Source organism: Massilia sp. YIM B02763, assembly GCF_030412015.1.
Lineage (GTDB): Bacteria > Pseudomonadota > Gammaproteobacteria > Burkholderiales > Burkholderiaceae_D > Telluria.
The window spans coordinates 1-22,452 of the sequence record NZ_JASNRD010000021.1 but is presented as its reverse complement, the minus strand read 5'-3'; the positions used below and the strand labels follow the sequence as shown (position 1 = coordinate 22,452).

The window sequence follows — 22,452 nt, the reverse complement described above, 5'->3', positions numbered from 1 at the left end:
AAAATTGTTTCTCAAAAAACTCGCAAAATTTAACAATCGTATTCTTCCGCAATATTTCACTTCTAAGTTCCTGTTTACACACTGTTATTCCCGGCCAAGCGCACACCGCCCGGCGCCTACTCGGCCTATAATGAACATGTGGCCTGCCCAGCAATCGCATCCTTTGCCGACCGCGTATCGAAGCGTTGCTCCCGCCAACATTCCGTGCCGGTGGCGTTTCGGTATCTCGTTTCGGTATCTCTTTTACCAATGACTTGCCGCTATACATGACCCAGGTTTCCAGCACACGCCGTCCCGGCCGTATATCCACTTCCCGTATCTCCACCGGCGTCGCTGGCCTCGACGACATCCTCAACGGCGGCTTGACGGCCCAGCGTGTGTACCTGGTGGAAGGCTCGCCCGGCGCCGGCAAGACGACGCTCGGCCTGCAATTCCTGCTCGAAGGCGCCGCCCGCGGCGAACGCGGTTTGTACATCACGCTGTCGGAGACGACCGACGAGCTCGAGGCCGTGGCGGAAAGCCATGGCTGGGTCATGGACGGCATCGACATCTACGAGCTCGCCGGCGATACGGCGCTCGATCCCGAGTCCCAGCAATCCGTGTTCCACCCGGCCGAGGTGGAGCTGGGGGAGACGACGCAGAACGTGATGGAGCAGGTCGACCGCGTCAAACCCCTGCGCGTCGTGTTCGACAGCTTGTCCGAAATGCGCCTGCTGGCCCAGAATCCCTTGCGTTACCGGCGCCAGATCCTCGCGCTGAAACAGTTTTTCACGGCACGTGCCTGTACCGTGCTGATGCTCGACGACAAGACCGCCCAGTCGGACCAGCACCTGCACAGCATCGCCCACGGCGTGATCAGCCTGGAGCAGATCGCCAAGGAATTCGGCAAGGAACGGCGCCGCGTGAACATCCTCAAGATGCGCGGCATCCAGTTCCGCGGCGGCTACCACGACTACGTGCTCGAGACGGGCGGCTTGCGCATCTTCCCCCGCCTGGTGGCAGCCGAGCATGGACGCGCGTTCGCGCCGCAGATGCATTCGAGCGGCTCGCAGGGCTTCGACGACCTGCTCGGCGGCGGCCTGGTGGCCGGCACGAATACGCTGATCGTGGGGCCGTCCGGCATCGGCAAGACCACGCTGACCGTGCGCTGCATGCTGTCCGCGCTGGAGCGGGGCGAGAAGGCGGCCTTCTACCTGTTCGACGAAGGCATGGGCACCTTCTTTTCCCGCAACACGAACTTCGGCATGGACCTGCAGTCCTACCTCGACAACGGCCAGCTGTCGGTCTTGCACATCGACCCGGCCGAGCTCACGCCCGGCGAATTCACCCAGATGCTGCGCGACGCCGTCGAACTGCATGGCGTGAAGTTCGTCACCATCGACAGCCTGAACGCCTACCTGCAGGCGATGCCGGGAGAGCAGTACCTGACGCTGCAGATGCACGAGCTGCTGTCCTACCTGAACCTGCGCGGCGTGACGACGATGCTGGTGCTGGGCCAGCACGGCCTGGTCGGCGAGGTCCGCACCGACGTCGACCTCAGCTACCTGAGCGACACGACGGTGCTGCTGCGCTTCTTCGAAGCCCACGCTCGGGTGCGGCGCGCGCTCACCGTGATCAAGAGCCGCACGACCACCCACGCGCTGACGATCCACGAAATGCTGCTGGGCCCGGACGGCGTGCGCATCGGCGCCCCCCTCGAAGGCTTCGAGGGCGTGCTGAGCGGCGTTCCCGCCTACCGCGGCCGCACGCCCATGATGGACAACCGGGTCGACCTGGGAAGCGATGGCCAGTCCTGACGCCCCCGAGCTGCGCCTCCTGGTGCTTGCGCCGCGCGGCCGCGACGCCGAGGTCATCGCCGAAGTGCTGGAACGCGAGCAGTTCGGCTGCGCCGTCATGGCCTCGCTGGACGCCTTGCTGGCCGGCATCGCGGAGGGCGCCGGCGCCGCCATCGTCGCCGAGGAAGCGCTCGACGACGCCGGCATCGACCGTCTGGCCGCCAGCCTGGAGCGCCAGCCGCCCTGGTCCGACTTTCCCCTGGTGCTGCTGGTGTCGCGGCCCGTCAGCCGCGACGGCATCGGCGTGCGCGGCCGGCTCGCCGAACTGGGCAACATCCTGCTGCTCGAGCGTCCGCTCAACGTGCAGACGCTGCGCAGCGCGGCCGCCTCGGCCCTGCGCGGACGGCGCCGCCAGTACCATGCGCGCGACATGGTGGTGGAGCGCGAACGCGATGCCCGCGACCTGCGTGGCAGCCGCGAACAGCTGGTGCAGCTCAACGAGACGCTGGAGCTGCGCATCGACGAGCGCACGCGCGCGCTGGCCCAGGCCAACGACCGCCTGACCAACGAGATCATCGAACGCGAACGGGTGCTGCAGACCGTGTCCCAGCTGCAGAAGATGGAAGCGATCGGGCGCCTGACGGGCGGCATCGCGCACGACTTCAACAACCTGCTCAACGTCGTGCAGGGCAATATGGACCTGATCATGCTGACGTCGGCGGACGAGGCGACCAGAAAGCGCGCGGGCGTGGCGCGCAACGCCTGCCAGCGCGGCGCCAAGCTGACGGGCCAGCTGCTGGCGTTTTCGCGCAACCAGAGCCTGGACCTGCGTCCCGTTCCCGTGGACGCGCTGTTCGACGGCATCCGCGAACTGGTGGCGACGTCGGTCGGCTCAGCGATCGCGCTCGGCTTCGACCTCGACCATGCCTGCGGCGCCGTGCTGGCCGACGCGAACCAGATGGAGATGGCGCTGCTGAACCTGGCGATCAATGCCCGCGACGCCATGCCGGACGGCGGCAGCCTGCGCTTCCACGCGGCGCGCGCCGTGCCGCCGGAAGGTCTGCTGCCGGACGGGGATTACGTGCGCATCGCCGTGGCCGACGACGGCGAGGGCATGCCGCCGGACGTGGCCGCCAAGGTGTTCGAACCCTTCTTCACGACCAAGCCGGTGGGCAAGGGCACGGGCCTGGGCCTGAGCCAGGTGTACGGCATGGCGCAGCAGTCGGGCGGCGCCGCGCGCATCGTCAGCCTGCCCGGCCAGGGCACCACGGTCGAGATCTGGCTGCGCTGCGCCGCGGCGGACGAAGCCGATGCCGGTACCGCCCCGGACCTGCCGCCGCGGCCCCAGGTGCGGGCGCGCATCCTCCTGGTCGAGGACGACGACGTGGTCCGCAACTCGGTCGCGGAATCGCTGCAGGCCCTCGGCCACCAGGTGATCCAGGCGGCGGACGGGACGGCGGCCCTGGCCGCGCTGGAACGCGAGCACCCGGCGCTGATGATCACCGACTACCTGATGCCCGGCATGACGGGCGCCGAACTGATGCGCAAGGCGCGCGAGGTCTTCCCGCACATGCCGATGATCATCGCCACCGGCTATGCGGACATGCGCGCCATCGAGGAAATCCTCGGGAACGACATGTTGCTGCGCAAGCCCTTCCAATTGGCCGACCTGGCGGCCAGCGTCGACCGCGCGCTGGCCCGCACGACCTCATAACTGCCCGTGCTCGGCGAACGAATGCACCAGCGGCCCGGCCACGACGATGTGGTCGAGCACGCGGATGTCGACCAGTTCCAGCGCCTGCGCCAGCTGCCGCGTCAGGCCGAGGTCGGCGGCGCTCGGTTCGGCCACGCCCGACGGATGGTTGTGCGCGAGGATGACGCTGGCGGCATTGTGCGCCAGCGCCTCGACGACGACTTCGCGCGGGTACACGCTCGCATGCGTGAGCGTGCCCCGGAACAGTTCCCGGTCGGCGATCAGGCGGTTCTTGACGTCCAGGAACAGCACGACGAAGGATTCGTGGCGCCTGCCGGACAGCTTCATGCGCAGGTAACGCTTCACCAGTTCGGGTGAGGCGAAGGTCTCGCCGGCCTGCAATTGCTCGGCGATGGCGCGCCGCGCCAGTTCCATCACGGCCTGCAACTGCGCATATTTCGCCATGCCCAGGCCGTGCACCTCCGTGCAATCGTCGAGCGACGCGCCGAACAGGCCGTGCAGCGAGCCGAAGTGCTGCAGGATGTCGCGTCCCAGCTCGACGGCGCTTTTCCCGCGCACGCCCACGCGCAGCAGCAGCGCCAGCAATTCCGGGTTCGACAATGCCGCCGCCCCCTCGCGCACGAGGCGCTCGCGCGGCCGCTCTCCCTCGATCCAGTCATTGATGCCCATGCGTTCTCCCGTCGGATGCCCGGGATGCATTATCGGCTCGCTATGTTCCGAAGATACTGATGTGCGTTCAGGCGGCGAACCAGCGGGCCATGGCATCGCGCAGGCCGCCGCAATCGTCCCGCCCTTCGCTGGCCCAGGCGACGATGCCGTCGGGGCGGACCAGCAGGCAGCTGGTGCCCAGGCGTTCCGGCGCGCTGGCCGGAACGTAGGCGATGCCATATTCGCCAGCCAATGTCGCGCGAGAACTAGCATCGGAGAAATCGAGGAGGAAGCCGCGTCCCGCGCGCATCAGGGCATCGACGGCGCTGCGGTCGTCGAAGGCGAAGGCGGGCATGCCGCGGCCCGCCAGCGGGTGCGGCTGGCCGAGGTCGTAGCGCTGCAGCACGCCCCAGACCCGTCCCGCCGCATAGGTGGCGCCGTCGCGCGTCGCCAGCAGGTCGCGCAGGACGGCGTGCAGGGCGCGGGCCCCTGGTTCCGGCGCCATCGCGGCGACCTGGGCGCGCGACCAGTCCAGCACGCGCGCGCCGGCCGGGTGGCGCTCGGCATGGTAGCTGTCCAGCAGGCCATCCGGGGCCTTCCCCCGGATGGTGGCGGCCAGCTTCCAGCCCAGGTTCATGGCGTCGCCGATGCCCAGGTTCAGGCCCTGGCCGCCCAGCGGAGCGTGGATGTGGGCCGCGTCGCCGGCCAGCAGCACGCGGCCGCTGCGGTAGGCGACGGCCTGGCGCGCGCGGTCGGTCCAGGTGGTGGCGACGTGCAGGGCCTCGATGGCGACGCCGGTGCCGGAGATGCGGCGCAGCAGCGCCTCCACATGCGCGCGCGTGGGGCGCTCGCCGCTGTCGTGGAAGGCGCCGCCGTCGAAGTCCTGCAGGACGAGGTAGCCCGGCTGGGACTGCAGGTACATGCCGGCCGGCGTCAGGTTGCGCCCTGGGCGCAGCAGCTCCGGGTGGGCGATGTCGGCGCTCACCGTATAGCCCGTGAACGCCGGCTCGGTGCCGGCGAAGCTGACGCCGAGCGCCTTCCTCACCGCGCTGCGGCCGCCGTCGCAGCCGGCGAGCCAGGCGGCCGCGAAGGTCGCGCCGCCGGCCGTGACGGTGACGCCATCCGCATGCCGGCGCACGGCATCCACGGCGGCGCCGCGCCGGATCGTCACGCCGAGCGCCTGCGCGCGACGCGCCAGCACCCGTTCGAGCGCGGCCATCTCGGCCATGCGCGTGGGAGCGCCCGCATCCGGCAGGCGCCACGGCCACTGGGTGGTGTCGACGTCGTCGATGGAGAACTGGATGCCGGCGACGTGGCCGCCAGGACGCGAACCGGGTACACCGGCGGTATGCGCGAGGGGCGCCGGCATGGCGAGCTCGTCCAGCAGGCCGCGGCGTTCGAATGCCGCGATCGTGGGCGCGTTCAGGCCGCGCAGGCCGAAGGGCAGCCGCTTCAATGGTGAGTCAGGATCCGGTTCCCGTTCCAGGACGAGGACGGCGCAGCCGGCCAGGGCAAGTTCGCAGGCCAGGAACAGGCCGACGGGGCCGGCGCCGGCGATGATGACGTCGTAGCTAGGGTGCATGGTGCGGGTTTCCGGTAATGAAAGCCGCACGGTACGGGGCAGGTGCAGGTCATGGCTTGCACGAATGCGACAAACGTCATGCACCGTCGCCCTGCGAAGGCAGGGGCCCAATGTTGCCGGCGTCGCGGCGATGCTTGCAGGACTTGGGCCCCTGCCTTCGCAGGGGCGACGGGTTGATTGATCAGGACTTGTTTTCTTCGCGGCGCCCCTGCGCGAACGCTGCCGGCGTCGTCCCGCTGTAGCGCTTGAATTCCCGGCTCAGGTGCGGCTGGTCCGCATAGCCGTATTCCTGCGCCAGGCCGGCCAGGTCGGCGTCCGGATCGATCCACAGCCGGTTGCGCACCTGTTCGAAGCGCATCAGGCCCGACACGTCCTTCACGGTGCGCCCGGACGCGCGCTTGAACCGGCGTTCCAGCGTGCGTACCGTCGCATGGGCCGCCGCCGCGACGCGGACGACGGGCAGCGTGCCGCCCGCGTCGCGCATGGCGCCGCCCGCGCGCGCCAGCAGGCGATCGACGTCGACCCGTCCGGCCGACAGGTGCCGGGCGAGCGCGGCGACCGCATCGTCGACGCGGCCGTCGAGCAGGGCGCGGGCCACGGTGGGTTGCAGCGTGGCGATCGGGTGAGCGGTCAAATCGATCGCCGCCGTGCCGGACGGCAGGCCGAGCAGCTCGTACACGGTCCAGGGAAAGCAGCGGATGCCGAGGATGTCGAGCGGGCCGTCCGTGCGCAAGGCAACGGGGCCGTCGAGCAGCGCCATGACGAACGGCGAAGGCAGGGGGCTGCCGTCTTCCATGCGGCAGGGGCCGCCCGCATGAAAGACGATTTCGGGATGGCCGTCGGGCAGGACGTCGATGCGTGCCGGGCCGGCGCGCCGCTCGTGCCAGAAGCAGCGGACCGATTCCCGCAAGGCCGCGGGCGGCGCGAATTCACGGTGGGACATGTGCCAACGATAGCATGCCGCGCGCGCCTGTAGACAACGTTCAGTCTTCGTTCGCCAGCGCCACGGCATCCGCGCCGGCGGGGATGCGCATCGGCGCCGCCGGGTCGGTGACGGCGTGCCACACGGCTTCGGCCACGTCCTGCGACGCCGTCGTCGGCGTCGACATGTCCTGCAGGGCGGCGAACACGCCCTGGGCGAATTGCGCATACGGCTCGGGGAAGGCGCTGCCCATGCGAGAACGGGCGTTCTCGCCGAAGCGCGTGGCGGGCGCGCGGCCCGGCAGCACGAGGCGGGCGCGGATGCCGAACGGTTCCAGCTCCAGCGCCAGCGATTCCGTGAACGCGTTCACGGCGGCCTTGCTGCCCGTGTACACGGACAGCAGCGGCAGCGACTTGAGCGTGACGCTCGAGGTGACGTTGACGATGGCGCCGGCGCGGCGCGCGCGGAACTGCGGCAGCACGGCCTGCGTCATCGCGACGGTGCCGAGGGTGTTCGTCTCGAAGACCTCGCGCGCCGTGGCGATGGGCGTGCCTTCGAGCGCCGCCAGCACGCCGATGCCGGCATTGTTGACCAGCGCGTCGATGGGGCCGGCCGCGTCGAGGGCGGCCTGGATGCTGGCGGCATCGGTGACATCGAGGGCGACGATCTTCAGGCGCTCGGAGCGGGGCAGCAGGTCCGGGTCCGGCGTGCGCATCGTGGCGACGACGTTCCAGCCGCGCTCGAGGAACAGCTTGGCGGTATCGAGGCCGAAGCCGGACGAGCAGCCGGTGATCATGACGGTTTGCATGGCATTTCCTTGTGTTGGTGATGTGGAACCGGAACGATAGACCTGCGGGCCTGGACTTGCTACACTCGGAAGTCCATCTTTCTATCGCGAGCGTCCGTCATGACCGACCCGTTAGCCGAAGTCGTCTCGCTGCTGCAGCCCCGCGCCGCCACGACCAAGGTCGTCGCCTGCGCGGCGCCCTGGCTGGTGCGGCGTACCGGATCCGGCCAGCCCTTCTATTGCGCCGTGCTGGAGGGCAGTTGCGATCTCGCCATCGACGGCCAGGACACGATCACCCTGCACGCGGGCGACTTCGTGCTGATCCCGGCCGCGCACGGCTTCGCGACGAGCGATGTCGGCAATCCGCGCGCGGTCGACCGCGACGCCGTCTCCTCGCCCGTGCAAATGGTGCCGGGCGGCGTGCACGTGGGCGATCCGGACGGGCCTGTCGCCGCGCGCATGCTGATCGGCCATTGCACGTTCGAGTCGCCCGATGCGGCGCTGCTGGTATCGCTGATGCCGCGCTGGCTGCTGGTGCGCGGCGAGCCGCGCCTGGCCACGCTGGTGCAGATGATCAACGACGAATCGCGTGCCGGGCGGCCGGCGCGCGAGGTGGTGCTGGCGCGCCTGCTGGAAGTGGTGCTGATCGAGGCGCTGCGCCTGACCGCCTGCCAGGACGACTGCCGCGCGGCCTCGCCGGGCGTGGCGCGCGGCCTGGCCGATCCGCGCCTGGCCGCGGCGCTGCGCTGCCTGCACGGGGAGCCCGCGCGTGCCTGGACCGTCGAGCAGCTGGCGCAGGCGGCGGCGATGTCGCGCTCGGCCTTCTTCGAGCGCTTCAGCAGGACGGTCGGCGCGACGCCGATGGATTACCTGCTGCTGTGGCGCATGGCGCTGGCCCAGCGCCTGCTGCGCGAGGGCGGCCTGTCCGTCGCGCGGGTGGCGGAGCAGGTCGGCTACAGCTCGGCCAGCACCTTCGGCGCCGCCTTCCTGCGCCATGTCGGCGTGTCGCCGGCGCGGTTTGCACGCCAGCCGCAGGAACGCGGTGTGGAACGGGAAGCGGCTTGACGAAGCAGCATTCATCTCCGGCCTGCCGAAAAAACGTGCAACAGCTTGCGGCTGGAATGCCCCCGAACGCGGCGGGAAGGAGCGCTTCTGGCTTACAATAGCGCTTTGCACGCCAAACCGCACACCTTCACCATGTCCGACACCACTCACGTTCCCGTCGTCACCGAATCGGCCTACCTGACCCTGCATTACCGCCTGGCCACGCAGGGCGGCACCGACATCGTCACCACCTTCGGCAGCACGCCGGCCACGCTGATGCTGGGCCAGGGCCAGCTGGCGCCGTTCCTGGAGCAGCGCCTGCTGGGCATGCCGGAAGGCGCGCACCAGACCTTCGAGCTGGGCCCGGAAGAGGGCTTCGGACCGCGCAATCCCGAGCTGATCCAGCTGGTGTCGAAGAAGACACTGGAAGAGAATTCCGTGCCGGACGCCGACTACCAGGTCGGCGACCTGGTCGACTTCGCCGCGCCGGGCGGCGGCCGCTTCGCCGGCGTGCTGCGCGAACTGCGCGAGGATGCCGCCCTGTTCGACTTCAACCACCCGCTGGCCGGCCAGCCGCTGCGGTTCGAAGTGCAATTGATTTCCGTACTCTAAAGACCACATGGAAAACGAGATCCTGTTAGCCCAGCCGCGCGGCTTCTGCGCCGGCGTCGACCGCGCCATCGAGATCGTCGAGCGTGCCCTGCAGCAGTTCGGCGCGCCGATCTACGTGCGCCACGAGATCGTCCACAATGCCTACGTCGTGAACGACCTGCGTGCCAAGGGCGCCATCTTCATCGAAGACCTCGACGACGTCCCGCCCGGCAACACCCTGGTGTTCTCGGCCCACGGCGTCTCCAAGGCCGTGCGCGACGAAGCCGAATCGCGCGGCCTGAAGGTGTACGACGCCACCTGCCCACTGGTGACCAAGGTGCACGTGGAAGTGGGCAAGATGCGCAAGCAGGGCGCCGAGATCATCATGATCGGCCACGCCGGCCACCCCGAGGTCGAGGGCACGATGGGCCAGGCGGAAGAGGGCATGCACCTGGTCGAGACCGTCGAGGATGTGGAAAACCTGCAGGTCGCCAATCCGGCGCTGCTGGCCTACGTGTCGCAGACGACGCTGTCGGTCGACGACACGGCCGAGATCATCGCCGCGCTGAAAAAACGCTTCCCCGAGATCATCGAGCCGAAGAAGGGCGACATCTGCTACGCCACCACCAACCGCCAGCAGGCCGTCAAGTTCATGGCGCCGCAGGTCGAGGTGGTGATCGTCGTCGGCAGCCCCAACAGCTCCAACTCGAACCGCCTGCGCGAAGTGGCGGACAAGATGGGCACGCCGGCCTACATGGTCGACAACGCCACCGCCATCGACCCGGCCTGGATCGCGGGCAAGCGCCGCATCGGCGTCACGGCCGGCGCCTCGGCCCCGGAAGTGCTGGTGCAGGCCGTCATCGACCGCCTGAAGGAACTGGGCGCCGCCAATGTGCGCGCGCTCGAGGGCGTGGAAGAGAACGTCACGTTCCCGCTGCCGAAGGGGCTGGATGGGGGCAAGGCGGCGGCTTAAAAGTTACACGTATCACGTCGTCCCCGCGCAGGCGGGGACCCAAGTTCTGCCTGCATGATGGCTGCGCGAGCACATTGGGTCCCCGCCTGCGCGGGGACGACGTTTTGGTGGTGCGTATTCTCCCCGTCATCCATTTTCCGATATTCGTTTTCCAAAAACATCGTTATGATGATGGCGTTTGGAATGATGTTGCTTGCATAACAGCGGCATCAAGGCCAGCCCACAGAGCGGCACTCGCATCCCGGGTGCCGTTTTTGTTACGAAAGGAAAAAACGACGGCATGGAAACCTTTGTCCAACAGATCCTCAATGGACTGGTGCTGGGCAGCATGTATGCGCTGATCGCGCTCGGCTACACGATGGTGTACGGCGTGCTGAACCTGATTAACTTCGCCCACGGCGACGTCCTCATGATCGGCGCCATGGTCGGCCTGTCGATCCTCAAGGTGCTGGACGGCGCCTTCCCTGGCCTGCCGGGCGGCGTGCAGCTGGCCATCGCCATCGTCGGCGCGATTCCCGTCACGATGCTCGTCAACGTGCTGATCGAGCGCATCGCCTACCGCCGCCTGCGCAATGCGCCGCGGCTGGCGCCGCTGATCACGGCGATCGGCGTGTCGATCCTGCTGCAGACCTTCTCCATGATGATCTGGGGCCGCAGCCCGCTGCCGTTCCCGCAACTGCTGTCGTCGGACCCGATCATGGTGGGCGGCGCCGTCATCTCCCGGACCCAGGTGCTGCTGCTGGTGCTGGCCGCCGTCGCCATGCTGGCGCTCGTGTTCCTGGTCGAGAAGACGAAGATGGGCCGCGCCATGCGCGCCGTCGCCGAGAACCCGCGCGTGGCGGGCCTGATGGGCGTCGACGCGAACCGCGTGATCGTCTCCACCTTCGCCATCGGCGCCGCGCTGGCGGCTGTCGCCGGCGTCATGTGGGGCGCCAACTACGCGTCGATCCAGTTCGCCATGGGCACGCTGCCGGGCATGAAGGCGTTCTGCGCGGCCGTGCTGGGCGGTATCGGCAATATCTACGGCGCCATGATCGGCGGCATCGTGCTGGGCATCATCGAAAGCCTGGGCGCCGGCTATATCGGCGACCTGACGGGCGGCTTCCTGGGCAGTAACTACCAGGACATCTTCGCCTTCATCGTGCTGATCCTCGTGCTGACCGTGCGCCCGTCGGGCATCATGGGCGAGCGCGTGGCGGACCGCGCGTAAGCAGGAGGACATCCATGGCACTCCTTACGTTCGACACGGTCCACAAGCCGCGCCAGGCCTATGCCAGCATGGCCGTCGTGCTGGCGCTGATGCTGGTATTCCCCTTCATTGCCGCCCAGTTCGGCAATTCCTGGGTGCGCATCGTCGACATCGCGCTGCTGTACATCATGCTGGCACTGGGCCTGAACATCGTGGTCGGCTTCGCCGGCCTGCTCGACTTGGGCTACATCGCCTTCTTCGCCGTCGGCGCCTACCTGACGGGCCTGCTCGCATCGCCACAGTTCGCGGCGCTGCTGGAGTCCCTGATCAACTACCACCCGGAATTGCAGGATGCGATCGTCGCCGCCTTCGGCGAGAGCGTGCGCACCGAGGGCATCCACCTGTCCGTGTGGGCGATCGTGCCGCTGGCGGCCATCGTCGCGGCGCTGTTCGGCGCGCTGCTGGGCGCGCCGACGCTGAAGCTGCGCGGCGACTACCTCGCCATCGTGACGCTGGGCTTCGGCGAGATCATCCGGATCTTCATGAACAACCTGAACGATCCGATCAATTTCACCAACGGCCCGCAAGGCATCAACCTGATCGACCCGATCCGCGTGTTCGGCCTGTCGCTGGCCGGCGAGCCGGGCTCGCGCGCCACCGTGTTCATCGGCGGGTTCGGCATGCCGTCCGTGAACGCCTACTACTTCCTGTTCCTGCTGCTGTGCATCGCGACGATCTTCATGACCAGCCGCCTGCAGCACTCGCGCCTGGGCCGCGCCTGGGTCGCGATCCGCGAGGACGAGATCGCCGCCAAGGCGATGGGCATCAATACCCGCAACGTGAAGCTGCTGGCGTTCTCGATGGGCGCCTCGTTCGGCGGCGTGGCCGGCGCCATGTTCGCCGCCTTCCAGGGCTTCGTGTCGCCGGAATCGTTCTCGCTGACGGAATCGATTTCCGTGCTGGCGATGGTGGTGCTGGGCGGCATCGGCCACATCCCCGGCGTGGTGCTGGGCGGCATGCTGCTGGCGGCGCTGCCGGAAGTGCTGCGCCACGTCGTCGAGCCGGCCCAGCAGACGCTGTTCGGCAAGGTCGTGATCGAGGCCGAGGTGCTGCGCCAGCTGCTGTACGGCCTGGCCATGGTCCTGATCATGCTGTACCGCCCGGCCGGCCTGTGGCCGTCGCCGATCAAGGAAGACCGTCCGACCGCGGCCACGGCCAGGGACGAGGAAGAAGACAATGAGGGCAAGCTGGCATGAGTAATGTCCTTTTGAACATTGCCGGCGTCAACAAGCGCTTCGGCGGCCTGCAGGCGCTGACCGACGTCCGGATCCGCATCGAACGGGGCCAGATCGTTGGCCTCATCGGTCCCAACGGCGCCGGCAAGACCACGTTCTTCAACGTGATCACGGGCCTGTACCAGCCGGACACGGGCACCTTCGAACTCGACGGCAAGGCCTATTCGCCGTCTGCCCCGCATGCCGTCGCCAAGGCCGGCATCGCGCGCACCTTCCAGAACATCCGCCTGTTCGGCGAGATGACGGCGCTGGAAAACGTGATGGTGGGACGGCACGTGCGCACCCGCCAGGGCGTGTTCGGCGCCATCTTCCGCCACCGGGCGGCACGCGAGGAAGAAGCGGCGATCCGCGCACGGGCCCAGGAATTGCTGGATTTCGTCGGCATCGGGCAGTTTGCCAACCGCACGGCGCGCTTCCTGTCCTACGGCGACCAGCGCCGCCTGGAGATCGCGCGCGCGCTGGCCACCGACCCGCGCCTGCTGGCGCTGGACGAGCCGGCGGCCGGCATGAACGCGACCGAAAAGCTGCTGCTGCGCGAACTGCTGGTCAAGATCCAGCAAGCGGGCATCACGATCCTCCTGATCGAGCACGACGTGAAACTCATGATGGGCTTGTGCGACCGCATCTCGGTGCTGGAGTACGGCAAGCTGATCGCGGAAGGGCTGCCGGCCGAGATCCAGAAGAACCAGGCCGTCATCGACGCCTACCTCGGAGGAGCGCATTGATGAGCGAAAACATCCTGAACGTCGCCGGCCTGAAGGTGGCCTATGGGGGCATCAAGGCCGTCAAGGGCATCGACCTGCGCGTCGACCGCGGCGAACTCGTCACGCTGATCGGCGCCAACGGCGCCGGCAAGACGACGACCTTGAAGGCCATCACGGGCACGCTGCCGTCCAGCAAGGTCGAAGGCAGCATCACTTACCAGGGCCAGCCGCTCGGCAGCGCCAAGTCGTTCAAACTGGTGCAGCGGAAGCTGGCGATGGTGCCGGAAGGCCGCGGCGTGTTCACGCGCATGACCATCCACGAGAACCTCTTGATGGGTGCCTACACGCGCGCCGACAAGGCGGGCATCGAGGCCGACATCGAGAAGTGGTACGCCGTATTCCCGCGCCTGAAGGAGCGATCGGGCCAGCTGGCCGGCACGCTGTCCGGCGGCGAGCAGCAGATGCTGGCGATGGCGCGCGCGCTGATGTGCCATCCGACGCTGCTGCTGCTGGACGAGCCGTCGATGGGCCTGGCGCCGATCATGGTGGAAAAGATCTTCGAGGTCATCCGCGACGTCTCCAGCCAGGGCATCACGATCCTGCTGGTCGAGCAGAACGCCCGGCTGGCGCTGCAGGCGGCGCACCGCGCCTACGTGATGGAGTCGGGGACGATCACGATGAGCGGCAATGCCCAGGACATGCTGCACGATCCGCGCGTGCAGGCGGCGTATTTGGGCGAATAAGCGGGGGGAAATAAGCTGGGCGAATAAGCCTGAGTTCAAGATCCCACAGGCAACAAAACAAACGGCCCGGACCGCGTGAGCGATCCGGGCCGTTTTGCATTCCCTGCCGGGGCAGGGCTGTGCAATCAGGCGGCGGCTGCGGTGTTGGCAGCGCGGTTGGCGGCCTGGGTGTACTGCGACATCACCGAGTTCAGGTTCGATTCCATCGCCTCGACGGCCTGCTTGGTGGTCTTGCTGAACTGCTCGTAGCCGGCGTTGGCGTTGGTGATGGCGGTCTTGATGGCCGACACATAGGTTTCCGAACCGGCCGGGGCGTTCTTGGTTACTTCGTCGACCAGCGAAATCACCTTGCGGTTGACTTCGGCGATCTGGCTTTCGGCGGCTTTCGAGAATTCGGCGCCGGTGTCGGTGGCGATCGATGCCAGCTGGCGGCCGTAGGACAGGGCTTTCTCGGCGCTCGGTTGGGCTTGCGACGCGGACAGGGCGAAGAACTCCTGGGGATCCTTGGCGCCCAGCAGCTGGCGGGTGGTCGCCGACGAGTCTTCGATTGCGGCCTTGGCGGTAGCGATGTTCAGGTCGACCAGCTTTTCCACGCCTTCGAACGTCTTGGACGTCAGCGTCGACAGAAGGGCAAACTGGGCTTCGAGGTTGGCTTTGGTCGCGTTCGAAAACTGTTCAGGGAATGCAAACATAAAGTTCTCCAGTAATGGATTTTATAGGGGCCGTGATGCAGGAAAGCCCTCGGACTTCGGACATGTTGCTCTGGACCGGTACAGCAATGGTGTCATCCGGGCGCGGATTGTGCGCCGCAGCATGAATCATTTTTGCTGCTTTTCGATTATGCGTCAAGCTGTTTTGATGCGGCGCACAACACAAAGGCGTTTCTTTGCGCAATATCAATTAAAACAAGCATTTTCCGGATTTTTGTTGGTGCCGATACAACAGTCTCAGGGAAACGACCCTGTCATCCGCGGAACGGGACAGCATGCTAGACTTGTCTTTCCCATATTCATTCGACACCGCAAGCTGCCGCCCGCGCCCATGTCCGACGCTTCCAGTCCCGCTATGCAAGCCGGTGCGCATGCCGGCACGGTGCCGCCCGGCTGGCTGGCGCCCGTGCCGCTGTTCTTCGTGTTCCTGTGGAGTACCGGCTTCATCGCCGCCAAGTACGGTTTGCCGTATGCGCCGCCGCTGAGCTTCGTGATCATCCGCTGCCTGGGCGCCGTGGCGATCCTGTTGCCGCTGGCGCTGTTGATGCGCGCGCCCTGGCCGCGCGGCACGATCGGCTGGGTGGCGCTGTCCGGGCTGCTGCTGCAGGCCGGCTACCTGGGCGGCGTCTGGAGCGCGATCAAGATCGGCATGCCGGCCGGCCTGTCCGCGCTGATCGTCGGCATGCAGCCGATCCTGACCGCGTTCGCCGCGCCCCTGATCGGCGAGCGGGTGACGCCGCGCCAGTGGCTTGGCCTGCTGCTGGGCCTGTCCGGCGTCGCGCTGGTCGTGGCCGCCAAGATCAGCCTGTCCGGCCTGTCGCCGCTGGCGATCGGCCTGTGCGTGCTGGCCCTGCTGTCGATCACGGCCGGCACGATGATCCAGAAACGCTTCTGCCCCGGCTTCGACCTGCGCACCGGCACCGTGATCCAGTTCTCGGCCAGCGCGCTGGCGCTGCTGCCGCTGGCCGTCCTGCTGGAAGGGTTCACGCCCAGCCTCGCGCACGTCGACTGGACGCCGCAATTCGTGGGTGCCCTGCTGTGGTCGATCCTGGCGCTGTCGATCGGCGCCATCTTCCTGCTGTTTACCCTTATCCGCCGCAACGACGCGACCCGGGTGACGAGCCTGCTGTACCTGACCCCGCCGACCACGGCCGTGATGGCCTGGCTGGTCTTCGGAGAAAAGCTGAGCCCGCTCGGCCTGGCGGGCATGGCCGTCGCCGTGCTGGGCGTCGCCTGCGTCGTCAAGAAATGAAAGGAATCACATGACTGCCAACATCGCCGCCAGCATCGCCGACGACACCAGCCGCCGCGCCGTTGACGCCGCCATCACCTCGCGCCGCTCGATCCGCGCCTTCTTGCCCACGCCCGTGGCGCGCGCCGACATCGAAGCGATCCTGGAAGTGGCGGCGCGGGCGCCGTCCGGCACCAACACCCAGCCCTGGAAGGTGCACGTGCTGACGGGCGCGGCCAAGGAGCGTCTGAGCGCGGCGATCCTGGCCGCCTACGCGGATCCGGACACCGCGCGCCAGCACACCGAGGAATACCATTACTACCCGCGCGAGTGGGTGTCGCCCTTCATCGAGCGCCGCCGCAAGGTCGGCTGGGACCTGTATGCGCTGCTGGGCCTGACGCGCGAGGACAAGGCCGGCATGGCGGCCCAGCATGCCCGCAACTACCGCTTCTTCGACGCCCCCGTCGGCCTCATCTTCACGATCGACCGCGTGATGCAGCAGGGCTCCTGGCTCGACTACGGCATGTTCCTGCAAAACATCATGATCGCGGCGCGGGGCAGGGGACTCGGCACCTGCCCGCAGGCCGCGTTCACGCAATTCCACCGCATCATCGCGGACGAGCTCGGCCTGGCGCCCAACGAGATGGTGGTATGCGGCATGGCGCTGGGCCATGCGGACCCGGACAAGATCGAGAATACGCTGGTGACGGAACGCGAACCGCTGGCCTCGTTCGTCCGTTTTCTCGACTAGTGCGTCTGCCGGTAGCGGGGAAAGCGGATGCTTGCCTAGCCCCGCTCCGAACGGATCCACTGGACTTGCCTTCTGACGAAGAAATGAAAATACAGCGGTATTTTCCAGACAACATATCCGAGGCTGAGACACAGGTCCCACAGGCCCACGCATTCGCGGCCGAACTTCCACCAACTGATGAAAATTGCCGTGGCCAGGGCGGCAAGGAGCATCGAGGAGGCCAGCAAGGGCCATGCAGGGCCCGATAATGCCGCCATTGCCAACGCGACGATGAAGGTGGCGCCGAGCGCGAGCATCAATAATGCGAGTGGCGGAATCAGCAGGTCGAATGCCAGCACGGCGAGGTGGACGTCGCGCCTGCGAAACGCGCGAAACAGCGATCGGGGCACCAAGCCCAGCATCACGCCCAGATGGCCGTGCTCCCAACGGTACCGTTGCGACTTGAGTCCTTGCCGGGACGCCGGGAAGAAGCTCGTGACCAGGGCATCGGGGCAGAACTCGGGTGCGGCACCGCGGCCCGCAAGTTCGAGTCCCAATACGATATCTTCCACCAGGCTGCCGTTCGCCAGGCATGCGGTACTGATCAGCGACCATGGAATGGCCATGCCGGCCCCCATGAGTTGACAAGGCAGTCCGAGGCGGAAGAGTCCGAGCGGTCTCACGCAATTGCGTATCATCCAGGCAAAGGCGGCGATGCGCGCCGTCGCTCCCGTGTCCGGCCGCGCAAGCATCAGGTAGCGGGCCTGCACGGGCCGCCCCGTCATCCAGGCGCGCTGCGCCAGGGCGTCGATGGCCCCGGCCGCGATCTCGCAATCGGCGTCGATGATGATCACCACCTGCGGCGGTGCCGTGTCCAGCAGGTGCATGCCCGAACCCAGCGCGTAGCCTTTTCCGCGCTGCTCCGCGTTCGTCCTGATGAACACTTCGGCACCGCAAGCAAGCGCGGTCGCGGCGGTCGCATCCGTACAGTTGTCGGCGACGACCACGATGCGGTCATCGCGGCCGAGCTGCGCATGGATCGACCGCAATGTCTGTGTGATGCCGGCACTCTCGTTATGGGCCGGCACCAGCACGGCGACCGAAGGTCGTGGACCCGGTGGAGGCTTGTTGCGCCGGTCGCTTGTCGTCGCGGCGAAGGTCTGGACGAGGAACATGCCCGTCATGGCGGCCATGGGCGCGAGCAGGAGCAGTAACACGAACTCCAGAGGGGAATCCATTGCTATCCTCGGATCGGGCAGGCACCACCGTTCAGGACGTCGACGAAGTGTTCCTTCAGTTTCCTTGCCTCCAGGCGGATATCGTGGCGCTGGAGGACGGCTTCACGCGCAGCATCTCCCATCGCGTCGATCTCGCCGGCCGATGCAAGGAGACATTGCTCCATTGCGGCGGCCAGGTCCTCGGGCGACCCGGAAGGAAAAAGCCAGCCGTTGATTCCCGGACGGATTAATTCGGGAATGCCGGCAATATAGGTCGACAGTACCGGACGCCTGAGTGCCATCGCCTCCATGATTGCCACGGGCAAGCCTTCGGCGAGACTTGGCAAGACCAGGGCCGTGGCATTCAACAGCTGTTCGCGGACTTGCGCATTGCTCAGCCAGCCAGTAATCGATACGTGCTGCCCAAGTCCGCGCGATGCGATGTCGTCCTCGATCGGCCTGCGCAGCTCGCCATCGCCGGCGAGGACCAGCTGGAAGTCCCAACCGCGCCGGACGAGCAATTCGGCTGCCTGCAGCAACAATAACTGGCCTTTTTGTTCGCACAGCCGCCCGACGCACACGAGCCGCTTTTGTACAGGCGCGGCACTCGATGCTTCCGTGTGAAAACCGGGCTCCAGTCCGCAGTGGACGATTTTTACCTTGCTCCAATTGTCGTGGTCGATCCAACGGTAAAGCTGACCGCGGCCGAATGAACTGACTGCCACGACGAATGCGCTGCGCGCAACCTTCGTCGCCAGGCCGATCGACTTTGCCTTGTCGAATTCCTCGGGGCCATGCACGGTGAAGCTGTATGTTCCACCCGTCAGTCCGCACGCAAGCATCGCGACTTCCGTCGAGTTCGTCCCGAAATGCGCATGCAGGTGCCGGACGTTTTCCCTGGCCAGGATGGCGGCGACCGCACATGCCTCCATCACATAAAACAGGTGAATGAATAATCGGCTCGGATCGTGCCGTGCCATTCCCAGCGCCAGCACCAGCATGTTTATCGTACGCACCGGACTGGTCATGCTCGTCCTCGCGAAATGCATGAGCAATCCGAACACGCCGAGCCGCTGGATATACAGGGTTTTTTCCAGCTCGCGGCGGTGCTCGTCGTCGGCGACGACGCCTTTCCAGCCGCGCAAGGCAATGCGTACCACGTCGACGCCGGATCGTTCCAGTTCGAGCATCTCGCGGCGAATGAAACCATGGCTGACGGCAGGATACTGGTTGATCAGGTAGGCCACGCGCATCGGCTGCCTGCACTCGCTTATCATGATTGCTCCGCGGTCTCGGTCATCGCTGTCGAGGGAAACGTCCGGCCGGCGCGCAAGTGCGCGGCCAGCCTGATGGCAAGCGCGACGATCGTCAGCGTCGGGTTGGCGTGTCCCGGGGTAGGGAAGACCGCCGCGCTGGCGATATAGAGGTTGGGAAGTTCGAACAGTGCGCAGTTGCGGTCCACGACCCCGTCCTTCGGGCTGGCGCCCATGCGGACCGTGCCCATGTGGTGGCCGCCGAGCGGCGTCGCGTTTTCCAGCGCGGCACGGAGGCGCGCCTCGTCGAATTCGAGCCGGCAGCTGGAAGATCGCCGCAGGGCATCGCGCAGCACGACGAAGCCACGGCAGGCTGCCTCGACGTCCTCGCGCGCGAGGCGCCAGTCGACCTGGATCCGGCGCACGCCGTGGCGGTCACGCTCGCGCAGCAGCGAGACCCGGCTCGATGGGAGCGGCGTCTGCTCGCAGTTGAATTCGAGCGGATAGCTGCCGTCGGCATTCGGGACGAGCGTATAAGGCAGCTTGCGCCGGGCGAACTTTCTCAGGAATAGCCACCGCATGCCGAATGCCGCGACGTGCGGCAAGCCGCATGCGATATTCCTGACATGGGCGCGCCGCGGCGACACGACGGTATCCGGCACACCGTGATGCAGGATCCTGGCATGCTCGGGGACCAGCGCGGACTTGGCCATGTAGATCGTCGACATGACGGCACTGCCGTGGCGGGCGTCGGCGTAAGGCGGGAAGTGCAGCCGGAACGCGCTGTTCAGCAAGCGATGCCGGTGCTGCGCCGCCTCCGAAAACTGCAGCTTGCGGCGGGCGTACACGCCATCCAGCGTCTTTTCGAACGCGAATGGCAGCTTGCCATGGCCGGGGACGAGACGGGCGCAGATGCTCTCGGCATGGCAAGCGTAATAGCGTCCCAGCTTGTCGTGCCGGTTGCCGAGGCCGGGACCGGACGTGTCGGAATCCAGCAACAAGCGGGTGACTTCGAGGCCGCCGCCGGCGAGGACGAAGGTATCCGCATGGACGCATACCCTGCGGCCGGCGCGATCGACCAGTACCAGCTGTTCGATGCGCCCCTTGTCCGCATCGCGCACCAACCGGATGCAGCGCGCGAACAGCAATACCGTGACATTCGACGAGCGCGCCAAGCGTGCGCGATAGCGTTTTCCGAAATCCGTCGGACAGCTGTAACGTTCGATGCGATCGGCAAGCATCGTCGCATCCGATTCCAGGCCATCGATGGTCGGCGGTGCCGTGCCCAGCGAGCCCGTGACGGAGAAATCCGCGTGGCCGGCGTCGCAATACTGCATGGCTTTTGGGTAATAGCCCGCCACCTCCTCGTAAGCGATCGGCCAGCCGCTGCCGGGAATATGCTGCCGGCGCGTGAAATCGATCGGGTCGAGTGGAACGCAACGCCCGCCCCAGATTGTCGTCGTGCCGCCGAATCCCGTGCGCCGGAATGCGGTCGTATCCGGATGCGGGGCAGTGGCTGCGCCCGCGTAGTCGCCGTGAACCCGCTGGTCGTGACCGAAGCCGCCGGCTTCGAGCAGCAGGACGTCGATGCCGGTACCGTCGAGTTCGCATGCAAGCGTGATCCCTGCCGCACCGGCGCCGACAATGCACACTGTCGTTTTGGCAAACTGCTGGCCGGATAGAAATGCGGTAGAAAAAATCATCATACGCGACCCACTTTGCCCGGCACAATGGTCGAAAACCCCACGCATTATTGCCACCTAATAATGACGTGAAGGCATTAAGAAAGGGAAATCGTCAAGAATTTGCCAGCATGCTCATGTTTACCTTTCAATAACATAAGGGATTGGCATGGGAGCGTGTTTGATAAAAGGCACGCGCCGTAAACCGAATAAATTGATTCAATAAATGGCCACGCGTTTGGCAGGGGCGGCGGTAAATTCGCCGTTGAAAGCGTGTTCCGGCAGGAGACAAGTATTTCGGAACGAGCACTTGACGTTATACTTGGACGGCAAGGCGTCGACCTGCAAGCTGTTGAAACTTCAAGATATTTCTACAACGCAGTAAAGTTTGCGCTGTAGTAAAACGAGCGCGCAAGTGTTACATTCTGTCGTGGTCCGCTCGTCTTTCGCACCACCGCACTCCCGACGAACTCATCGGGTGTGCCCATCAGTCGCGTTCAAGGATTTCGAAGATGCTCAAGCTCGCATTGGCTACCCTTATTTCCCTGTGTTTCATGCTCGAACCCGCTGCAGCGGCGACCAAGGTGAAGGCCAAGGCAACGGCCACCAAGCGGGTCAAGGCCAAGCCGGCCAAGCGCACGGAGATGGCCAGGGTCATCGCCGCCGACAACCGCAAGCAGATGGCGCGCCGGATCGCCATGGTGCGCGGCAAGCGCAAGATCGCCTATGCCGCCCCCGTTGCCGCCATCCTGACCGCCGGCGACCTGGCTGGCCTGAACCGTACCCGCGATCCGCTCGACCTGCGTTCCAGCGTCGCCTACGTCATCGACCAGAACAGCTCGGAAGTGCTGTTCGAAAAGAATTCCTCCGTCGCGCTGCCGATCGCCTCGATCACCAAGCTGATGACGGGCCTGATCGTCGTGCAGTCCGGCCAGAACCTGGACGAAGTCATCACCATCACGGACGCCGACGTCGACAAGCTGAAATTCAGCAGCTCGCGCGTGCCCGTCGGTACGCGCATGACGCGCGGCAACCTGCTCCATATCGCCCTGATGAGCTCGGAAAACCGGGCCGCTGCGGCGCTGGGCCGCAACTATCCGGGTGGTATCACGGCCTTCGTGGCGGCGATGAATGCCAAGGCGGCGGAACTGGGCATGAACGATACCCATTACGTGGACTCGAGCGGCTTGTCGAGCCAGAACGTGTCGAGCGCGCGCGACCTGGCCAAGCTGGCGATGGTGGCGCACCAGGAACCGCTGCTGCGCCAGTATTCGACGGACCCGAGCTATGTCGTCGAAGGCAGCGGCCGGCCCATGAATTTCCACACCACCAATTACCTGGTGGGCTTGCCGGACTGGAATATCGGCTTGCAGAAGACGGGTTTCATCAACGAAGCGGGGCGCTGCCTCGTGATGCAGGCCATGATCCAGGGGCGCAACGTGATCATGGTGTTCCTCGATTCGAAGGGCAAGCAGTCGCGGACCGCGGACGCGGGGCGGATGCGCAAGTGGCTGGAGGCGTTGAAGCCGGCGACCATCCCGGCAACGGCGGCGGCGGGCGTGCCCGTCACCGTGTCGGCGGCGGCGACGGCGCCGAGCATGGTTCAATAATTGATCGTGCATGGTGGGCATGTGATGCCCACCCTTGTATCTTGATTGAGTT

Annotated in this window: 20 protein-coding genes; 12 read left to right on the top strand and 8 right to left on the bottom strand. The window is 66.4% G+C overall.

The annotated features are described in order from the left end of the window. Positions 1-266: 266 nt before the first annotated feature. Together QPK32_RS21615 and QPK32_RS21610 are read left to right on the top strand one after the other, a co-directional pair. Positions 267-1,796 carry an ATPase domain-containing protein gene (locus tag QPK32_RS21615; protein ID WP_290414870.1) on the top strand — a complete coding sequence of 510 codons (1,530 nt, stop codon included), beginning with the start codon at positions 267-269 and terminating at the stop codon, positions 1,794-1,796. After that, positions 1,783-3,489: a response regulator gene (locus QPK32_RS21610; protein WP_290414869.1), complete on the top strand. Its 1,707-nt coding sequence runs from the start codon at positions 1,783-1,785 to the stop codon at positions 3,487-3,489. The genes QPK32_RS21615 and QPK32_RS21610 overlap by 14 nt, the downstream gene beginning before the upstream one ends. On the opposite strand, the gene radC is transcribed toward QPK32_RS21610, so the two are convergent. The 4 genes from radC to QPK32_RS21590 form a co-directional block, all read right to left on the bottom strand. Further along, on the bottom strand, positions 3,484-4,158 hold the full coding sequence (gene radC / locus QPK32_RS21605; protein WP_290414868.1) for a DNA repair protein RadC: 675 nt from the start codon (positions 4,156-4,158) through the stop codon (positions 3,484-3,486). The two genes, QPK32_RS21610 and radC, sit on opposite strands and share 6 nt — an antisense overlap. Positions 4,159-4,225: 67 nt before the next feature. Then, entirely contained in the window at positions 4,226-5,719 is a 1,494-nt protein-coding gene (locus QPK32_RS21600; protein WP_290414867.1) for an FAD-dependent monooxygenase, read from the bottom strand. Positions 5,720-5,900: 181 nt separating this feature from the next. Further along, positions 5,901-6,662 carry an AraC family transcriptional regulator gene (locus QPK32_RS21595; RefSeq protein ID WP_290414866.1) on the bottom strand — a complete coding sequence of 254 codons (762 nt, stop codon included), beginning with the start codon at positions 6,660-6,662 and terminating at the stop codon, positions 5,901-5,903. A 40-nt stretch (positions 6,663-6,702) separates the two neighbouring features. Further along, positions 6,703-7,449, bottom strand: a complete 747-nt coding sequence (locus QPK32_RS21590) for an SDR family oxidoreductase (protein WP_290414865.1) — start codon at positions 7,447-7,449, stop codon at positions 6,703-6,705. Positions 7,450-7,548: 99 nt separating this feature from the next. On the opposite strand from QPK32_RS21590, the gene QPK32_RS21585 reads away from it, so the two are divergent. The 7 genes from QPK32_RS21585 (at position 7,549) to QPK32_RS21555 (ending at position 13,967) form a co-directional block, all read left to right on the top strand. Continuing rightward, on the top strand, positions 7,549-8,493 hold the full coding sequence (locus QPK32_RS21585) for an AraC family transcriptional regulator (protein WP_290414864.1): 945 nt from the start codon (positions 7,549-7,551) through the stop codon (positions 8,491-8,493). 132 nt (positions 8,494-8,625) lie between these two features. Then, positions 8,626-9,084, top strand: coding sequence for a peptidylprolyl isomerase (locus QPK32_RS21580; protein ID WP_290414863.1), 459 nt, complete (start codon positions 8,626-8,628; stop codon positions 9,082-9,084). 7 nt (positions 9,085-9,091) lie between these two features. Further along, on the top strand, positions 9,092-10,036 hold the full coding sequence (ispH, locus tag QPK32_RS21575; RefSeq protein WP_290414862.1) for a 4-hydroxy-3-methylbut-2-enyl diphosphate reductase: 945 nt from the start codon (positions 9,092-9,094) through the stop codon (positions 10,034-10,036). A gap of 280 nt (positions 10,037-10,316) precedes the next feature. Then, entirely contained in the window at positions 10,317-11,246 is a 930-nt protein-coding gene (locus QPK32_RS21570; protein ID WP_290414861.1) for a branched-chain amino acid ABC transporter permease, read from the top strand. A gap of 14 nt (positions 11,247-11,260) precedes the next feature. After that, entirely contained in the window at positions 11,261-12,481 is a 1,221-nt protein-coding gene (locus tag QPK32_RS21565; protein ID WP_290414860.1) for an ABC transporter ATP-binding protein, read from the top strand. Further along, complete coding sequence (locus QPK32_RS21560) at positions 12,478-13,245, top strand: ABC transporter ATP-binding protein (protein WP_290414859.1); 768 nt, start codon at positions 12,478-12,480, stop codon at positions 13,243-13,245. Before QPK32_RS21565 ends, QPK32_RS21560 begins: the two co-directional genes overlap by 4 nt. Beyond that, complete coding sequence (locus QPK32_RS21555; RefSeq protein WP_290414858.1) at positions 13,245-13,967, top strand: ABC transporter ATP-binding protein; 723 nt, start codon at positions 13,245-13,247, stop codon at positions 13,965-13,967. The genes QPK32_RS21560 and QPK32_RS21555 overlap by 1 nt, the downstream gene beginning before the upstream one ends. A 125-nt stretch (positions 13,968-14,092) precedes the next feature. Here QPK32_RS21555 and QPK32_RS21550 read toward each other — a convergent pair whose 3' ends face one another. Then, positions 14,093-14,659 carry a phasin family protein gene (locus tag QPK32_RS21550; protein WP_290414857.1) on the bottom strand — a complete coding sequence of 189 codons (567 nt, stop codon included), beginning with the start codon at positions 14,657-14,659 and terminating at the stop codon, positions 14,093-14,095. A gap of 373 nt (positions 14,660-15,032) precedes the next feature. Here QPK32_RS21550 and QPK32_RS21545 point away from each other — a divergent pair, with 373 nt between their 5' ends. Both QPK32_RS21545 and QPK32_RS21540 read left to right on the top strand, forming a co-directional pair. Then, on the top strand, positions 15,033-15,929 hold the full coding sequence (locus QPK32_RS21545) for a DMT family transporter (RefSeq protein ID WP_290414856.1): 897 nt from the start codon (positions 15,033-15,035) through the stop codon (positions 15,927-15,929). A 10-nt stretch (positions 15,930-15,939) separates the two neighbouring features. Further along, complete coding sequence (locus QPK32_RS21540; RefSeq protein WP_290414855.1) at positions 15,940-16,659, top strand: nitroreductase; 720 nt, start codon at positions 15,940-15,942, stop codon at positions 16,657-16,659. Positions 16,660-16,694: 35 nt separating this feature from the next. On the opposite strand, the gene QPK32_RS21535 is transcribed toward QPK32_RS21540, so the two are convergent. Genes QPK32_RS21535 through QPK32_RS21525 form a run of 3 tightly spaced genes read right to left on the bottom strand, consistent with a single transcriptional unit; the run spans position 16,695 to position 20,814 of the window. After that, on the bottom strand, positions 16,695-17,876 hold the full coding sequence (locus QPK32_RS21535; protein ID WP_290414854.1) for a glycosyltransferase family 2 protein: 1,182 nt from the start codon (positions 17,874-17,876) through the stop codon (positions 16,695-16,697). A gap of 2 nt (positions 17,877-17,878) precedes the next feature. Further along, positions 17,879-19,108, bottom strand: a complete 1,230-nt coding sequence (locus tag QPK32_RS21530; protein ID WP_290414853.1) for a glycosyltransferase — start codon at positions 19,106-19,108, stop codon at positions 17,879-17,881. A gap of 20 nt (positions 19,109-19,128) precedes the next feature. Continuing rightward, the gene (locus QPK32_RS21525; protein WP_290414852.1) at positions 19,129-20,814 is read right to left on the bottom strand and encodes a GMC oxidoreductase; all 1,686 of its coding nucleotides are present in this window, start codon (positions 20,812-20,814) and stop codon (positions 19,129-19,131) included. Between the two features lie 488 nt (positions 20,815-21,302). Between QPK32_RS21525 and QPK32_RS21520 the strand changes: the two genes are divergently transcribed. Next, positions 21,303-22,400 (top strand): serine hydrolase, encoded by a 1,098-nt coding sequence (locus tag QPK32_RS21520; protein WP_290414851.1) that lies wholly within the window; start codon positions 21,303-21,305, stop codon positions 22,398-22,400. Positions 22,401-22,452: the final 52 nt, after the last annotated feature.

Bases quoted from the DNA above. Each gene is read 5' to 3' on its own strand.
- QPK32_RS21615 (WP_290414870.1), top strand. From the start codon at position 267: ATGACCCAGGTTTCCAGCACACGCCGTCCCGGCCGTATATCCACTTCC.
- QPK32_RS21610 (WP_290414869.1), top strand. From the start codon at position 1,783: ATGGCCAGTCCTGACGCCCCCGAGCTGCGCCTCCTGGTGCTTGCGCCG.
- radC (WP_290414868.1), bottom strand. From the start codon at position 4,158: ATGGGCATCAATGACTGGATCGAGGGAGAGCGGCCGCGCGAGCGCCTC.
- QPK32_RS21600 (WP_290414867.1), bottom strand. From the start codon at position 5,719: ATGCACCCTAGCTACGACGTCATCATCGCCGGCGCCGGCCCCGTCGGC.
- QPK32_RS21595 (WP_290414866.1), bottom strand. From the start codon at position 6,662: ATGTCCCACCGTGAATTCGCGCCGCCCGCGGCCTTGCGGGAATCGGTC.
- QPK32_RS21590 (WP_290414865.1), bottom strand. From the start codon at position 7,449: ATGCAAACCGTCATGATCACCGGCTGCTCGTCCGGCTTCGGCCTCGAT.
- QPK32_RS21585 (WP_290414864.1), top strand. From the start codon at position 7,549: ATGACCGACCCGTTAGCCGAAGTCGTCTCGCTGCTGCAGCCCCGCGCC.
- QPK32_RS21580 (WP_290414863.1), top strand. From the start codon at position 8,626: ATGTCCGACACCACTCACGTTCCCGTCGTCACCGAATCGGCCTACCTG.
- ispH (WP_290414862.1), top strand. From the start codon at position 9,092: ATGGAAAACGAGATCCTGTTAGCCCAGCCGCGCGGCTTCTGCGCCGGC.
- QPK32_RS21570 (WP_290414861.1), top strand. From the start codon at position 10,317: ATGGAAACCTTTGTCCAACAGATCCTCAATGGACTGGTGCTGGGCAGC.
- QPK32_RS21565 (WP_290414860.1), top strand. From the start codon at position 11,261: ATGGCACTCCTTACGTTCGACACGGTCCACAAGCCGCGCCAGGCCTAT.
- QPK32_RS21560 (WP_290414859.1), top strand. From the start codon at position 12,478: ATGAGTAATGTCCTTTTGAACATTGCCGGCGTCAACAAGCGCTTCGGC.
- QPK32_RS21555 (WP_290414858.1), top strand. From the start codon at position 13,245: ATGAGCGAAAACATCCTGAACGTCGCCGGCCTGAAGGTGGCCTATGGG.
- QPK32_RS21550 (WP_290414857.1), bottom strand. From the start codon at position 14,659: ATGTTTGCATTCCCTGAACAGTTTTCGAACGCGACCAAAGCCAACCTC.
- QPK32_RS21545 (WP_290414856.1), top strand. From the start codon at position 15,033: ATGCAAGCCGGTGCGCATGCCGGCACGGTGCCGCCCGGCTGGCTGGCG.
- QPK32_RS21540 (WP_290414855.1), top strand. From the start codon at position 15,940: ATGACTGCCAACATCGCCGCCAGCATCGCCGACGACACCAGCCGCCGC.
- QPK32_RS21535 (WP_290414854.1), bottom strand. From the start codon at position 17,876: ATGGATTCCCCTCTGGAGTTCGTGTTACTGCTCCTGCTCGCGCCCATG.
- QPK32_RS21530 (WP_290414853.1), bottom strand. From the start codon at position 19,108: ATGCGCGTGGCCTACCTGATCAACCAGTATCCTGCCGTCAGCCATGGT.
- QPK32_RS21525 (WP_290414852.1), bottom strand. From the start codon at position 20,814: ATGATGATTTTTTCTACCGCATTTCTATCCGGCCAGCAGTTTGCCAAA.
- QPK32_RS21520 (WP_290414851.1), top strand. From the start codon at position 21,303: ATGCTCAAGCTCGCATTGGCTACCCTTATTTCCCTGTGTTTCATGCTC.